General features: G+C 70.0%; 14 protein-coding genes. 10 read left to right on the forward strand and 4 right to left on the reverse strand.

The genetic code is table 11. The features are described 5' to 3' along the window. On the reverse strand, window positions 1-1,374 hold a 1,374-nt coding region (locus KD1_RS05490), incomplete at its 3' end, for a DEDD exonuclease domain-containing protein (RefSeq protein WP_068398678.1). A 156-nt stretch (window positions 1,375-1,530) separates the two neighbouring features. Here KD1_RS05490 and KD1_RS05495 point away from each other — a divergent pair. After that, on the forward strand, window positions 1,531-1,752 hold the full coding sequence (locus tag KD1_RS05495; RefSeq protein ID WP_068398681.1) for a hypothetical protein: 222 nt from the start codon (window positions 1,531-1,533) through the stop codon (window positions 1,750-1,752). Between the two features lie 208 nt (window positions 1,753-1,960). Next, entirely contained in the window at window positions 1,961-2,659 is a 699-nt protein-coding gene (locus KD1_RS16515) for a hypothetical protein (protein ID WP_157073190.1), read from the forward strand. Here KD1_RS16515 and KD1_RS05505 read toward each other — a convergent pair. Continuing rightward, complete coding sequence (locus KD1_RS05505) at window positions 2,650-4,440, reverse strand: AMP-dependent synthetase/ligase (protein ID WP_068398687.1); 1,791 nt, start codon at window positions 4,438-4,440, stop codon at window positions 2,650-2,652. The genes KD1_RS16515 and KD1_RS05505 overlap by 10 nt on opposite strands. A gap of 137 nt (window positions 4,441-4,577) precedes the next feature. Here KD1_RS05505 and KD1_RS05510 point away from each other — a divergent pair, with 137 nt between their 5' ends. From KD1_RS05510 to KD1_RS05520, 3 genes are read left to right on the forward strand one after another with little or no spacing between them, the layout of a single operon-like run. After that, window positions 4,578-5,033 (forward strand): SRPBCC family protein, encoded by a 456-nt coding sequence (locus KD1_RS05510; protein ID WP_068398690.1) that lies wholly within the window; start codon window positions 4,578-4,580, stop codon window positions 5,031-5,033. After that, window positions 5,030-6,025 (forward strand): ROK family glucokinase, encoded by a 996-nt coding sequence (locus KD1_RS05515; RefSeq protein ID WP_068398694.1) that lies wholly within the window; start codon window positions 5,030-5,032, stop codon window positions 6,023-6,025. The genes KD1_RS05510 and KD1_RS05515 overlap by 4 nt, the downstream gene beginning before the upstream one ends. Window positions 6,026-6,039: 14 nt before the next feature. Further along, window positions 6,040-7,014, forward strand: coding sequence for an ROK family glucokinase (locus KD1_RS05520; RefSeq protein ID WP_068398698.1), 975 nt, complete (start codon window positions 6,040-6,042; stop codon window positions 7,012-7,014). Between the two features lie 7 nt (window positions 7,015-7,021). Here the strand turns inward: KD1_RS05520 and KD1_RS05525 are convergent, their stop codons facing one another. Beyond that, complete coding sequence (locus KD1_RS05525) at window positions 7,022-7,540, reverse strand: hypothetical protein (RefSeq protein WP_068398701.1); 519 nt, start codon at window positions 7,538-7,540, stop codon at window positions 7,022-7,024. Between the two features lie 104 nt (window positions 7,541-7,644). On the opposite strand from KD1_RS05525, the gene KD1_RS05530 reads away from it, so the two are divergent. The 4 genes from KD1_RS05530 to KD1_RS05545 all read left to right on the forward strand — a co-directional run bounded on the left by KD1_RS05530 (window position 7,645) and on the right by KD1_RS05545 (window position 11,705). After that, window positions 7,645-8,334, forward strand: a complete 690-nt coding sequence (locus KD1_RS05530; RefSeq protein WP_068398704.1) for a lysophospholipid acyltransferase family protein — start codon at window positions 7,645-7,647, stop codon at window positions 8,332-8,334. Continuing rightward, a complete protein-coding gene (macS, locus tag KD1_RS05535; RefSeq protein ID WP_068398707.1) occupies window positions 8,331-9,545 on the forward strand; it encodes a MacS family sensor histidine kinase in 1,215 nt (404 codons plus the stop codon). Before KD1_RS05530 ends, macS begins: the two co-directional genes overlap by 4 nt. 55 nt (window positions 9,546-9,600) lie before the next feature. Then, window positions 9,601-10,260: a response regulator gene (locus tag KD1_RS05540; protein WP_068398712.1), complete on the forward strand. Its 660-nt coding sequence runs from the start codon at window positions 9,601-9,603 to the stop codon at window positions 10,258-10,260. A 98-nt stretch (window positions 10,261-10,358) separates the two neighbouring features. Then, entirely contained in the window at window positions 10,359-11,705 is a 1,347-nt protein-coding gene (locus tag KD1_RS05545) for a class II 3-deoxy-7-phosphoheptulonate synthase (protein WP_068398716.1), read from the forward strand. A 91-nt stretch (window positions 11,706-11,796) separates the two neighbouring features. Here the strand turns inward: KD1_RS05545 and pknB are convergent, their stop codons facing one another. Then, window positions 11,797-13,764, reverse strand: coding sequence for a Stk1 family PASTA domain-containing Ser/Thr kinase (pknB, locus tag KD1_RS05550; protein ID WP_068398719.1), 1,968 nt, complete (start codon window positions 13,762-13,764; stop codon window positions 11,797-11,799). Between the two features lie 72 nt (window positions 13,765-13,836). Here pknB and KD1_RS05555 point away from each other — a divergent pair, with 72 nt between their 5' ends. Next, window positions 13,837-14,262, forward strand: a complete 426-nt coding sequence (locus KD1_RS05555; RefSeq protein ID WP_245627290.1) for an Rv2175c family DNA-binding protein — start codon at window positions 13,837-13,839, stop codon at window positions 14,260-14,262. Window positions 14,263-14,496 lie beyond the last annotated feature (234 nt).

Here is a 14,496-nt window from a genome sequence, read left to right on the forward strand (position 1 = left end):
GACGAGCTCGGGGGTGGCGGCCAAGGGAGCAATGCGCTGTGCCCGCGACGCTCCGCGCACGAGGGAGATCATGCGATCGCGCACGGTTCCGGCCTCCTCGAAGCGCTCACCGGAGGAGAGCGTGGCCATCTTCGCGTGCAACTGGGCGACCACGGGCCGGGCGTCGCCGGACATGGCCCCGGCGGCCTCCCCAACGAGGGCGGAGTACCCCTCGACCGACACCGCGCCGGTGCACGGGGCACTGCAGCGGCCCATCTCGGCCAGGACACACGGTGAGGTCGGTTTGGTCGGGGACAGGCGCGTGAGGCACTGCCGGATGCCCACCGCCTCGTGAACGGCCGCCATCGCCTCCTCGGCCCGCTGCCGCGAACTGAACGGCCCCATGAAGATGTCGCCGGCGCGCACCGACTTGACCATCGACAGCCGCGGGAACGGTTCGTCGGTCAGACGGACCCACAGCGCGGCGCCGGGGTTGCGGGAGCGGCGGTTGTAGCGCGGCTTGTGTTCGGCGATGAGGCGCAGTTCACGCACCTCCGCCTCGAGGGTGGTGGCGCACGCGATGGCCTGCACCGATGTCGCCAATCGCACCATCTCGGTCATCCGGCGTCGTTTCTCGGACGCGGTGAAGTAGGACCGGACGCGGGTGCGCACGTCGACGGAGGTGCCGACGTAGAGGATGTCGCCGCGCTCGTCCTTGAACATGTAGACGCCGGGGGAGTTGGGCAGGTCGTCGGCGAGGTGGCGTTTGCGGCGCGTGGCCGGTGAGACGCGCCCGGAGTAGGACTGCAACTCCTCGAAGGTGTGCACGCCCTGGTTGCCGACGCGTTCGATCAGGCCGTGGAGGACGTCGACGGTGGCTCGCGCATCCTGCAGCGCCCGGTGGTTCGGGGTGACGGTGGCGCCGAAGAGGGCAGCGAGGGAGGAGAGCTTGTGGTTCGGAGCGTCGTCGCGCGAGACGAGCTGGCGGGCGAGGGTGACGGTGTCGAGGACCTTGTAGCCGGGCCAGCGTAGATCCAAGGCGCTCGCCCCGGCCTTGAGGAACCCGACGTCGAAGCCGGCGTTGTGGGCGACGAGGACGGCGTCGCCGGTGAAGTCGAGGAAGGCCGGCAGTGCGGTGGCCAGGCGTGGGGCGCCGGCGACCATGGCGTTGGTGATGCCGGTGAGGGTCTGGATGAAGGCGGGGATGGGTTCGCCGGGGTTGACGAACGTCTGGAACTCGCCGAGGACCTCGCCGGCGCGGACCTTGACGGCGCCGATCTCGGTGATGCCGCAGTCACGCGGGTTGCCGCCGGTGGTTTCGAGATCGACCACGACGAAGGTGACCTCGGACAGGGGTGTGCCGAGGTCGTCGAGCGTGGTCTGGACTGCCTGCATGGTCCACGACGCTAGGCGGCGGGTGGGACAACGGTTGTTAGGACACGCTCCGTGACGCCAGTGAGACGGGTGTGACGTGTGTGGCCGGAGAACGTTGTCGGAGGTCGTGGCTAGCGTCATTGGCACATGGAGGAACCAACCTGAAGGGAGCGCGGGATGCTCATCGAATGCACGGCCTGCCCGGTGCAGGGCCTCAATTGCGGCGACTGTGTCGTGACCGAGCTGCTGACGCCGACCGGCGGTGAGATGCCGTTGGACGCGCACGAAGCACGCGTGGTCAGTCTGTTGGTCGACGCCGGCCTCGTCTCCGTGGCCGAGGCGGACGGGGCGATGTCCCGTCGCGAGCCGTTCTCGCAGTACCGTGCGGCGGTCGGCTGATCGCGGTGGAGGGAGGCATGCGGTGCGGATCGTCGTGGCGCGCCTCCTCGCGGCACTGATCGCCGGATCGGTGGCGGGCCTGACGGGCTGTGCGTCGGAGCCACCCCGCGCCACGGACCCGACCAGCGCGACTGAAACAGCCAGCGCGACTGAAACAGCCAGCGCGACCGAAACAACCAGCGCGACCAGCACCGGCACGGTGGCAGGGGTGTCAGACGCTGGCCTCAGGCAACTGGCCCCCGACGCGGCCGGACGGGCCCGCGCAATCTGGGGCAGCGGGCCGTCTGCAGCGGACTTTCCCGTGCGTCTGGCCGCTGATCGTGCGGCCTTCGCGAAGGCGATCGGCGAGGACACGGTCGCGGTTCCCGCGGCGGCCACGCCGTCGGGGATCGTCGTCAACGGGCCGGAGTTCTCCCGATTGACGGCCACCGGCCAAGAGGTGGTCCTGGCCCACGAGGCATTGCATCTGGCGGTGCGCCGCGACCCGGAGGTTCCCGGCGACGGCCACCGTATCCCGATGTGGCTCTCGGAGGGGTTGGCCGAGCACACCGGGTGGACGGCCGCCGGGCACCGCACCGGAGCACCGACTCCGCTCGAGGCCGTGCCCGAACTGCTCATTGCCCGAGAGGCCGGCTCCGCGCCTCGCACGGTGCCGACGAACGCCGACTTCGCCCACGCCGACGCCAGCGGGTCGGCCACCGACCGGGCCGTGGCGTACCAAGCGTCCCACGTCGCCGTGGACACCCTGCTGCGCGACCACGGGCGCGCGGCCGTCATCGCCGTCGCCAAGGACACGGCACGCGGCACCCCCGTCGACATCGCCCTGCGCCGGCATACCGGCAGCGGCCTGGCCGATCTCAACGAGCGGTACCGCACCGCGCTCCGTGCCCGAGGAGATCAGCTGTAGAGCGCCTCGATGTCGGTGGCGTGGTCCTTGAGCACCACGTTGCGCTTGATCTTCAGCGACGGGGTCAGGTGACCGCTCTCCTCGGTCAACTCGGAGTCGAGGATGTGGAACTTGCGGATCGACTCGGCCTTCGAGACCGCCTTGTTGGCCTCGTCGACGGCGCGCTGAATCTCCGCGAGCACGACCGGGTTGTGCTTGGCCTCCCCGAACGAGACTGCCTCGATGCCGTGGTTCTTGGCCCAGCCGGGGTACATCTCCGGGTCGAGCGTCAGGATCGCGCCGATGAACGGCTTCTGGTCGCCCACGACGACGATCTGCGAGATGAGCGGGTGCAGGCGCAGTTGGTCCTCGAGCACGGCCGGAGCGACGTTCTTGCCGCCGGCGGTGACGATGATCTCCTTCTTGCGACCGGTGATCGAGAGGTTGCCCTCATCGTCGATGGCACCCAGATCGCCGGTGTGGAACCACCCGTCCGGCGTGAACGCGGCCTTCGTGGCCTCCGGATTGTTGTAGTACCCACGGAAGACGACCAGCCCCTTGACGAGCACCTCTCCGTCATCGGCGATGCGCGCTCCGACACCGGGCAGCGGCGGGCCCACGGTCCCGATCCGCAGGTTGTCCGGGACGACGACCCCGACCGGCGCGGTGGTCTCGGTCAGGCCGTATCCCTCGAGGATGGTGACCCCCAGACCGCGGAAGAAGTGCCCCAACCGCGCTCCCAACGGCGCTCCGCCAGAGATGGCGTAGCGCACGCGCCCGCCCATGCGGGCACGCAACTTGGAGTACACGAGCTTGTCGAAGACCCAGTGCTTGACCTTGAGCCAGAGCGGCACCGAACCGCTGTCGACGGCCTTCGACCAGGCGATCGCGGTGTCGGCCGCGGCCTGGAAGATCTTGCCCTTGCCCTCGGCCTCGGTGGTTTCGGAGGCCTTGTTGTAGATCTTCTCGAACACCCGCGGCACGGCCAGGATGAACGTCGGCTTGAAGGTGGCGAAGTCGGGCAGGAGGTTCGCGATGTCGGCCGAGTGCCCCAGGCGCACCTCGGCCTTCAGGGCGATGATCTCGACCGCGCGGGCGAACACGTGCGCCAGCGGGAGGAACAGCAGCGTCGAGGAGTCCTCGCCGGAGAGCACCTCGTCCCCGACTCGGGCGATGGCCTGTTCGGCGACGCTGAGGAGATTGTCGTGGGTGATCTCGCAGCCCTTCGGCCGCCCGGTCGTGCCGGAGGTGTAGATGATCGTCGCCAACGAGGCGCGGTTCAGCGCGGCGCGACGGTCGTCGACCTCGGAGTCGGGCACGTCGGTGCCCGCGGCGACGAGTTCGGTCACGCAGTCCTGGTCGATGCGCCACACCTGCTCGAGCCGGGAGCCCTCGCGGCCCTGCTCGATCGCGGTGGCGTGCTTCTCACCGTGGGCCACGGCGAAGCGCACGCCGGAGTCGGTGAACATCCAGTTGATCTGCGCAGGCGAACTCGACTCGTACACCGGCACGCTGATGCCGCCGGCGGTCCAGATCGCCAGGTCGAAGAGGGTCCACTCGTAGCAGGTGGGTGCCATGATCGCGACGATCTGCCCGGGCTGCAGGCCCTTGGCCACCAGACCCTTGGCCAGCGCCTGGACCTCGCCGGCGAGCTGGGCCGCGCTCACGTCGCTCCACCCGTCACCGGCCCGCTTGCTGATGGCGACGTGGGAGGGATTGCGCTTCGCGTTGTCGAACGGGATGTCCGCGAGCGAGTCCTCGGGGTCGCCGAAGAACAGTTGTGGGGTGATGCTCTCCTGCACAGTGACTCCCTTGACTCCGTGACATGTTGGGCTGTGGTGGGCCATTGTTATCAGGGTGAACCGCCTGTCCAGCACGGCGACTCGCCAATCTCAGCCTACCCATTCGCCTGCGGCCCTTTGAGCGATAACCTCCCAACATGGCCGACAGCACACGATCCAGCATCGTCATCGAAGCACCTGCCGGGGACGTCATCGACGTCATCGCCGACGTCGAGACCTACCCCGAGTGGGCTCAGGGGATGCAGGCGGCCGAGGTCCTCACCGAGGAGGGGGATGGTTGGCCGGATCAGGTCCGTTTCTCCCTGGATGCCGGCGCCATCAAGGACACGTACGTCCTCGACTACGAGTGGGACATCAGCGAGGACGGCTCGGGCAGCGTCTCCTGGCATCTTGTCGAGGGCGGGGTCCTCAAGACGATGGACGGCACCTACACGCTCGTGTCCCAGCCCGACGGGTCCACTGCGGTCACGTACGAGCTGGAGGTGTCGCTGAAGATCGCGCTGCTCGGCATGCTGCGACGCAAGGCGGAGCGGGTCATCGTCGACACCGCCCTGAAGGACCTCAAGGCCCACGTCGAAGGAGCTCAGGCATGACCGAGGCGGTCGCGGGTGGTGCCACCGCGATCGGCATCGACATCGGTGGCACCAAGATCGCCGGTGGCCTGGTGAGCAGCGACGGGCGGATCCTCGCCCGGGCACGCCAGGAGTCGCCGGCCACCGACCCCGAGGCGCTGGTGACGACGACGGCCGACATCATCGTCGAGTTGCGGGCGCGCGTGGGCGAGTTCCCGGAGTACTCCGAGCCGGCGACCGTGGGTGTCGCGTGCGCCGGGCTCATCGACAGCACCGGGTCACTCGTCTACTTCGCCCCCAACCTCGCGTGGCGCGACATGCCGTTCCGCGCGCTGGTCCAGGAACGGGTCGGTCTGCCGACGATCCTCGAGAACGACGCCAACGCGGCCGCGTGGGGGGAGTTCCGGTTCGGGGCCGGGCGCGACGTGGACGACTTCGTCCTCGTCACCGTGGGTACCGGCATCGGCGGCGGCTGCATCGTCGACGGCCGGATGCTGCACGGCGGCTTCGGCATCGGCGGCGAGCTCGGCCACATCCGCTTCGTCAAGGACGGCGTGCGGTGCGGCTGCGGCAACCGCGGCTGTTGGGAGGCGTACGCGTCGGGGACGGCCCTGGAGCGTGAGGCCCGTGAGGTCGTGTCCTCCGGTTCGGCGCAGTCACCGCACCTGGTGGCCCTGTGCGACGGCGATCCGGAGAAGTTGACCGGCCAGATGGTCGACGCCGCGGCCGTGGCCGGCGACGCTGGAGCCATCGAGTTGCTGGAGGAGATCGGTTACCGACTCGGCGAGGGCATGGCCTCGATCGCCGCGGTGCTCGACCCGAGCATGTTCGGCCTCGGCGGGGGAGTCATGGCGGGGGCGGGGCAGTTCCTCCTCGATCCGATCCGCTCCGCGTTCGGTCGCAGCCTCATCGGGCGTGGGCATCGCCCCACTCCGGCGATCGTGCCGGCGCTGCTCGGCAACGACGCCGGGGTCATCGGCGCGGCTGCCTGGGCACACCAGGAACTGGGCTGACCGGGGACCTCGACGTGGCGGGTGCTGCGGCGATCGGGGTCGACATCGGCGGAACGAAGGTCGCCGCGGCGGTCGTGAACCCGACCGGGGCGGTGCTGGCCCGCGCACGCACGGCGACCCCCCACCGCACCACCGCGCCGGCGGTCGTCGAGCAGGCCATCGTCGACGTCGTCACACAGTTGCGCGACGAGGTGGGCGGGCAGGGGATCGACGTGGGTGCCGTGGGGGTCGGCGCGGCCGGGTTCGTCTCCGAGGACGGCGAGGTCATCCGCTTCTCGCCGCACCTGTCGTGGCGCGACGAGCCGCTGCGGGCCGAGCTCGCGCGACGCTTGGGGCTGCCCGTCGTCGTCGACAACGACGCCAACGCCGCGTTGTGGGCGGAGTCTCGATTCGGCGCGGCTCGCGGGGCCGATGACGTCGTCATGGTCAACCTCGGCACCGGCCTGGGCGGAGGCGTGTTGCGCCGGGGGCAGCTGGAACGCGGCCGGTTCGGCATGGCGGGCGAGTTCGGACACATGTGCGTCGTCCCCGATGGGCTGCGCTGCGAGTGCGGCAACCGGGGATGTTGGGAGCAGTACGCCTCCGGCAACGCCCTGGTACGCGAGGCGCGGGCGTTGGTCGAGGCCGGTGGGGGCGGCTCCGCGCTGGTGGCGTTCTGTGCCGGGACCCCGGCCGCACTCACCGGACCCTGTGTCACCCAAGCCGCGCGGGACGGTGATCCGGCCAGTGTCGGGTTGCTTCAGGAGGTCGGGACCTGGCTCGGTCGGGGGTTGGCGAACGTGGCGGCCGCCCTCGACCCGGGCCTGTTCGTCATCGGGGGAGGCGTCGGCGACGCCGGTGACCTGCTGCTCGACCCGGCCCGGGAGGCGCTGGCCAGACACCTGCCCGGACGTGGTTTTCGACCCATGCCGCAGGTGGTCGGGGCGCGACTGGGCAACGACGCCGGCCTCATCGGCGCGGCCGACCTCGCCCGCCGCGGACGCGCGTGACCCGCCCTCAGACGACCGCGCCGTCGTCGTGATCGTGCGGATCCTTGGGGCCGTGGCGTACGACGAGCAGCACGAATCCCACGAGGATCAGGCCCAGGGCGAACCAGGGCACCCACGCGCCGGTGACCGGTGTGGCCAGCACCAGCCACAGGATGATCAGTGGCCCGATGGTCAGGCCGAGCAGGGCGCCCCAGAAGCCGAAGTCCTCCATCGGCGGCAGGGCGCGGGGGGTCGGGGGAGTCCACGACTCATCGTCGTCCTCGTCCTCCTCGGCCGACGTGTCGCCGGCCTCGACCGCCTTGTCGAAGGGAACCTGTGTGCCGCGCCACGGCGCGTTGACCCACGGGGGTTGGCCGAGGTCCCCGACGACGGGGTCGGGGGCGGAGCGCGGCGGATCGACGTCATCGTGGGGGTCGCCAGGGGCGCCGCCGGCGGGCTCATCGACGGCGGGTTCATTGTCGTCGGTGTGCCACCCGGCGGCGACGATGTCGTCGAACCGGCGACGCAGTTCGTCGGAATCGCTCATACTCGCCCACCGAGGTCGCTGCGGTCACCGGACATGGGGTCCATCGTGCCGTATCGTCCTGACAGTCGCCCGGCGGCGGGCACGCGGAGATGGAAGGAACAACGGTGCTCTACTGGTTCTTCAAGCACATCCTGATCGGTCCCCCACTCAGACTGCTGTTCCCGACCACGATCGTTGGCGACGAACACCTGCCGGAGTCCGGTCCGGTGATCGTCGTGAGCAACCACCTCTCCTTCTCCGACTCCTTCTTCCTGCCGTTGCACGTCAAGCGCCGCATGACCTTCCTGGCCAAGTCGGAGTACTTCACCAAGCCCGGCCTCAACGGGTGGTTCCAGCGCTCGTTCTTCGGTGGCGTCGGGCAGTTGCCCATCGACCGGTCCGGCGGTCGCGCCAGTCAGGCCGCGCTCGACGCCGGGCTGAAGGTGCTGGGCCGTGGCGACATTCTGGGCCTCTACCCCGAGGGCACGCGTAGCCCCGACGGACGCCTCCACCGCGGGCGCACCGGCGCGGCTCGCATGGCGTTGGAGACCGGTGCGCCGGTCGTGCCCGTGGCCATGATCAACACCGAGAAGGCCCAGCCGACCGGGCAGAAGATCCCCAAACTGGTGCCGATCGGCATCCATTTCGGTGAGGCGATGGACTTCTCCCGGTACGAGGGCATGGCCAACGACCATGCGGTGCTCCGGGCCGTCACCGACGAGATCATGTATGCCCTCATGGAACTGTCCGGCCAGGAGTACGTCGACGTCTACGCCTCGACGCTCAAGGACAAGGGCGCGGTCGCGAAGAAGTGAACGGCTCCGGCCCCGCCGTCTCCGCCACGAGGACCACCGGCGCAGAGAGCACCAGCCCGATCTCGCCGATCCTCACGGCGTTCTCGGCCGGGGCCACGTGGTACCGCGTGCTCGCCCTGTTCTACGTGTTCTGGTCGGTCTCGAGGTACTCCGAGCACATCATTCGCCCGTGGCTGGTCGCGACCGTCTTCGGCGTGATGACCGCCTGGACGATCTTCTCGGTCATCTCCCGTCGCCCCAGCCTGTGGCGGGTCGTCGTCGAGGTGCTCATCGTCTGCCTCGGGCTGATCGCCTCGGGCTGGGTGTACCCCGAGGCCGTGCGCGCGGGGGGTGTGCCGACGTTGACCGGCATCTGGGCCGCGGCCTCGGTGTTGAGCGCGGCCGTGGTCGGGGGCCCCAGGTTGGCGGTCGGAGCGGCCGCGGTGATCGGCGCGGTCGACCTGCTGGAGCCGCGCATCAACAACTCCTCGACGATCGAAGCGGTGCTGCAACTGCTCATGGTCGGGTTGCTCTTCGGCTGGGCCGTCCAGGTCATGCGGCGCCTTCATGAGCAACTGCTCGCCGCGGCCGCGGTGCGGGAGCGCATGGCCGAACGGGAACGCCTCAACCGAGTGGTGCACGACGGTGTGCTGCAGACCCTGGCCTACATCCATCGGCGTGGCCTGCAGATCGGGGGCGAGGCGGCGGAGCTCGGTGAACTCGCGGCCGAGCAGGAGCGCGGTTTGCGGGCCCTGATGGTCACCTCACCGGCGCTGGATCGTCGCCCCGCGCAGGCGAGCGGCACCGCGCGGCAGAAGAGCGAACAACGCGACGTGGGCGCCGACCTCATGGCCTTGGCCGCCGACCGCGACCGGGTCGAGGTCGTGCGTCCCGCGGGGGCGGTGGCGCTGCCCGCCCATGAGGCCACCGAGTTGCGCGCCGCCGTCGCCGCGTGCCTGGACAACGTCGAGGTGCACGCGGGTCCACAGGCACGGGCGTGGGTGCTCGTCGAGGACCTCGGCGATGAGGTCGTCGTCACCGTGCGTGATGACGGGGTCGGTCTCGAGGAGGGCCGCTTGGCGGAGGCGGCCGAGGCCGGTCGACTGGGTGCGGCCTCGTCGATCCGCGGTCGCATCGAGGACCTCGGCGGGTCGGCGTCGTGGACGACGACGCCCGGCCGCGGGTGCACCGTGACCCTGACGGTTCCCCGACCGGCGGGGTCGCTGTCATGATGGCCCCCACACCCACGGCGACGCTGGATACCCCAGCCACGTACCCAGGAGAGTCATGACCACCACCACCGTTCTCGTCGCCGACGACCACCCGCTGTGGCTGGAGGCCCTCTCCGCTGACCTGGCCGGTCGTGGGTTCGAGGTGGTCGGTACGGCCGCCGACGGGCCGTCGGCGGTGCGGCGCACGCAGGCGACGCGTCCCGATGTCCTGGTGCTGGACCTGAACCTGCCCGGCATGCGCGGTGACGAGGTGTGCCAGGCGATCAGCGACCTGGACACGCACGTGCTCATCCTCTCCGCCAGCGGTGAGGAGGCCGATGTGTTGGCAGCGGTCAAGGCAGGCGCGATGGGCTACGTCGTCAAGTCGGCCTCGAGCGACGAGATCGTCGAGGCGGTGGTGGCCACGGCACGCGGCGAGGCGGTGTTCACCCCGGGTTTGGCCGGTCTGGTGCTCGGCGAGTTCCGACAGATGCGGCAGCAGGCCGCACCGGAGGCCACGCCGGTGCCCGAGCTGACGGCGCGGGAAACGGAGATCCTGCGGTTCGTCGCCACCGGTCTGACGAGCAAGGAGATCGCGGCCCAGCTGGTCATCTCGCACCGCACGGTGCAGAACCACGTCCAGAACATCCTGGGCAAGCTCCACCTGCACAACCGGGTGGAGTTGACCCGGTTCGCCTTCGAACGAGGCCTCGGGTCGGTCGACGACGCGCAGTGAGTGGGAGCGCGGGTGAGGCAGCGCGTGCGGTGAGGCGAGCCTGACCGCCATCCGGTCGACGTCGGGCCGAATTGACGGCGCGCCGTAGGATTGAACGCGTGACTACCCTCGACCTCACTCCGCACGACGTTCTCCAGCGCAACGCGACGCTGCCGGCTGCCCAGCAGCCGGAGTGGCCGGACACGGCCGCGCTCCGCGAGGTGGAGGAGACCCTGGCGACCTATCCGCCGCTCGTGTTCGCCGGTGAGGCCGACGACCTGCGTGACCGGATCGCGGCGGCGTCGGTCGGCGAGGCCTTCGTGCTCATGGGCGGCGACTGTGCCGAGACGTTTGCCGGGGCGACCGCCGACAACATCCGTGACCGGGTCAAGACGATCCTCCAGATGGCCGCGGTGCTCACGTACGGAGCGTCGAAGCCGGTCGTCAAGGTCGGTCGCATGGCCGGTCAGTTCGCCAAGCCCCGCTCGAAGGGCACCGAGACCCGCGGCGACGTGACCCTGCCCGCCTACCGCGGTGACATGGTCAACGACTTCGACTTCACCGAGTCGGCGCGCCGCCCCGACCCGACCCGCCTGCTGCGCGCGTACCACACGTCCGCGGCGACGTTGAACCTCGTGCGTGCCTTCGCGGCCGGCGGCTACGCCGACCTGCGGTACGTGCACGAGTGGAACAAGGGCTTCGTGTCGAACCCGGCGAACGCGCAATACGAGCGTCTGGCCAAGGACATCGACCGGGCGATCCAATTCATGGCGGCCTGCGGCGCGGACTTCGAGGCCATGCGCACCGTCGAGTTCTACGCCGCGCACGAGGCGCTGCTGCTCGACTACGAGCGCCCGTTGAGCCGCATCGACTCGCGCACCGGCGACCTGTACGACACCTCCGGTCACTTCATCTGGGTTGGCGAGCGCACGCGTGAGTTGGACGGCGCGCACATCGACTTCGTGTCGCACATCCGCAACCCGATCGGCGTGAAGCTCTCGCAGAACGCCACGGCCGAGGACGTGCACGCGATCATCGAGAAGCTCGACCCGAACCGTGAGCCCGGTCGACTGACGTTCATCACCCGGATGGGCGCGGGCAACGTGCGCGAGCACCTGCCGCGTCTCATCGAGGCCGTCGAGCAGGTCCAGGGCACCGTGACGTGGGTGTGCGACCCGATGCACGGCAACACGTTCACCTCGGCGTCGGGCTTCAAGACCCGCAACTTCGACGACATCGTCGACGAGGTGCGTGGCTTCTTCGAGGTGCACGAGCGGCTGGGCACCGTGCCCGGCGGGCTGCACACCGAGCTGACCGGCAACGACGTCACCGAGTGCATCGGTGGCTCCGACCCGATCCTGGACGAGCACCTCAACCGCAACTACGAGTCGCTGTGTGACCCGCGCCTGAATCACAAGCAGGCCCTGGAGCTGGCGTTCCTCACCGCGGAGATGCTCGAGCACTGAGTCTCTCCCGCTGAGTCGTCTCCCGCGCGATTCTGCTGGCCGGTACCGAAGACCCCTCGGTGCCGGCCAGCGGTCGTCTCACGGGGCTTCGTCAGATGACGATGAGCGTGACCTCGGAGCCCTTCGGCGCCTTCGACCCGCCGCGGGGTTCGACACTGCGCACGGTGCCGTAGATGCCGCCGAGGAACTTCTCCTCCTTGACGGTGAAGCCGGCGGCGGTGAGTTCCCGCTTGGCCTCGTCGAGCTGCTTGCCCTGCACGTTGGGGACCGTGACCATCTCCGGGCCCTTGGACCCGGTCAGGCGCACCGTGTCACCGACGTAGACCTGCGAGGGGCCGGGCTCCTGCTTGACCACCGCGTCCTTGGGGATCTGCGGGTCGTACACCGACGGGAGGGTCTCGACCTTGAGCCCGAGGGCGGTCAGGTCCTTGCGGGCGTCCTTGAGGTTGCGGCCTTTGAGGTCGGGCAGCGGCACCGGCTCCCGGCCACGGCTGACGACGAGGTTGACCGTCGTGCCGCGCTGCAGATCCGTGCCGGCCTTGGGGTCGGTGCGAATGACGCGTCCGGAGCCGACCGTGTCGTTGAACTCCTCCACCCGTGAGCCGACCACGAGGTTGGCGCGTTCGATCGCGGCCGTGGCCTCCTCCCACGTGCGGCCACCGAGGTCCGGCACGGTGAAGCGCTCCGGGCCGCGCGAGACCTGCGCGAGGAGCGTCGATCCCTTGCGGGTCCGCGCTCCGGCCGATGGGTCGGTGGCGATGACGCGGCCGCGGGGGACGCTCTCGCTGTAGATCTGCTGAGTCGACCAGGTCAGCCCGGCCCCCTCGACGGACGTGCGGGCCTGGGCGGACGACGCTCCGACCAGGTTCGCGGGGACCGTCGTGACGCCGCCCGGTCCGGGCCCGAACCAGAACCCGGCCGCGACGGCGGCGATGAGGACGGCGACGCCGGCGACGATGAGGCTGCGCGTCCAGGTGCGGCCGGGGCGCTCGGTGTCGAGGTGGTCCTGCGGGCCGGTCTGGGCATCGACGCTTTCGGAGTCTCGACCGGGTCCGGAGTCTCGTTGGGGCCCGGAGTCTCGTGCCTCGCGGCCGTTGGTGTGCGGCATCGCCTTCGTCGCGTTCACCGGCAGGGCGGTCGTGCGCAGCGTGGGCTGCTCGTCGTTCTCGACGGCCACCACCCCCGTGGGGCGGGAGTCGAGCTCGTCGGCGGTCAACGTCTGCCGGACCACACGGAGCTCCGTCAGGAATGCCGTGGCGTCGGCGGGCCGGTCGTCGGGGTCCCGGGCGGTGGCGCGGGCCACGAGGTCCGAGAGGGGCTGGGGGACGGAGTCGTTGAGGCTCGAGACCGAGGGCACGCCGCCGTGGACGTGTTGGTAGGCCACGGCCATGGGCGTCTCGCCGACGATGGCGGCCCGTCCGGTGAGCAGCTCGAAGAGCATCAGACCGGTCGCGTAGACGTCGGAGCGGGCGTCGGCGACGCCGCGTTCGACCTGTTCGGGGGAGAGGTAGGCGACCGTGCCGAGCAGCACGCTGGTGGTGCCCGTGGTCGTCGTGGAGGTCACGGCCCGGGCCAGGCCGAAGTCGGCGACCTTGACCATGCCGTCCTCATGGAGGAGGACGTTCTCGGGCTTGATGTCGCGGTGGATGATCCCGCGGCGGTGGGCGGCGGAGAGGGCCTCGAGGACCGGTTCGACGAGATCGAGAGCGGCCCGCGGAGAGACCGGGCTGTCTTCGCGGATCAGGTCGCGCAGGTTGCGGCCCGGCACGTACTCCATGACGAGGAACATGCGCTCGCCGTCCTGGCCCTGGTCGTGGATGGCCACGACGTTGGGGTGGACGATCCGCGCCACGGAGCGGGCCTCGCGCCGGAAGCGGCCGGCGAACACCTCGTCGGCGGCCAGGTGGGGGCGCAGGACCTTGAGCGCCACCTCGCGGTCGAGGCGCTCGTCGATGGCCAGGTGGACGGTGGCCATGCCGCCTTCGGCGATGTCCTCGAGCACGCGGTATCGCCCGTCGACGAGGTCGCCGACCAGGGAGGTACGCGTGGGTCCGGACACCCTCTCAGGGTAGGGGCACATCATGGGCGGGCCGCGACACGGCAGGCCGGAGCGGTGTGGGAGTCTCGTCACGTGAGTGACACATCAGCCCCGCAGAACGCCCAGTCCGAGCCCACGGTGTCCGAGCCCACGACGTCCGAGCCGACCATCGAGAGCCTCGTTGGGGCGTGGCTGTCGATCCCCGAGGTCGCCGAACGGCTCGGCATGCGACTCTCCGACGTGCGGCGTCTGGTCGAAGACCGGTACCTGCTCACGTCCCGGGTCGGGGCGAACAAGGCGGCGATGGTGCCGGAGTTGTTCCTCGACGAGGAGGGTCCGCTGCCGGCGCTGCACGGGACGTTCACGGTGTTGGCCGATGGGGGAATGGACGACGACGAGATCCTGCGCTGGCTGTTCACCCCGGACGAGACGCTGCCCGTGGCCGGTCACGCCGTCGACGCGATCCGTGCGGGATTCAAGACCGAGGTGCGCCGCCGCGCGATGGAGTCCGCCTTCTAGGGCGCGATGGAGTCGTCTGAGTGCCCCGCCGGGTGCGTGAGTGTCCGGCGGGGTGGTCAGCTGGCGCGTTGGTGTGGTGGTCCGTGACCTCGTGGCTGTTCACGTGGCCCTTCTCGCTCTCGTGGTCCTTCTCGTTCTCTGGGCCCTTCGCGTTGTTGCTGGCCCCAACGGGTGAGCCAGTGGGTGTACGAACCGGGGGTGGTGTCCCAGGTGATGGTGGATCCGTCGACGTAT

Origin of the sequence: Kribbia dieselivorans NBRC 106261 (genome assembly GCF_001552435.1) — a bacterium.
In the GTDB taxonomy this organism is placed as follows: Bacteria; Actinomycetota; Actinomycetes; order Actinomycetales; family Dermatophilaceae; genus Kribbia; species Kribbia dieselivorans.

Bases quoted from the DNA above. Each gene is read 5' to 3' on its own strand.
- KD1_RS05495 (WP_068398681.1), top strand. From the start codon at position 1,531: ATGCTCATCGAATGCACGGCCTGCCCGGTGCAGGGCCTCAATTGCGGC.
- KD1_RS05510 (WP_068398690.1), top strand. From the start codon at position 4,578: ATGGCCGACAGCACACGATCCAGCATCGTCATCGAAGCACCTGCCGGG.
- KD1_RS05515 (WP_068398694.1), top strand. From the start codon at position 5,030: ATGACCGAGGCGGTCGCGGGTGGTGCCACCGCGATCGGCATCGACATC.
- KD1_RS05525 (WP_068398701.1), bottom strand. From the start codon at position 7,540: ATGAGCGATTCCGACGAACTGCGTCGCCGGTTCGACGACATCGTCGCC.
- KD1_RS05540 (WP_068398712.1), top strand. From the start codon at position 9,601: ATGACCACCACCACCGTTCTCGTCGCCGACGACCACCCGCTGTGGCTG.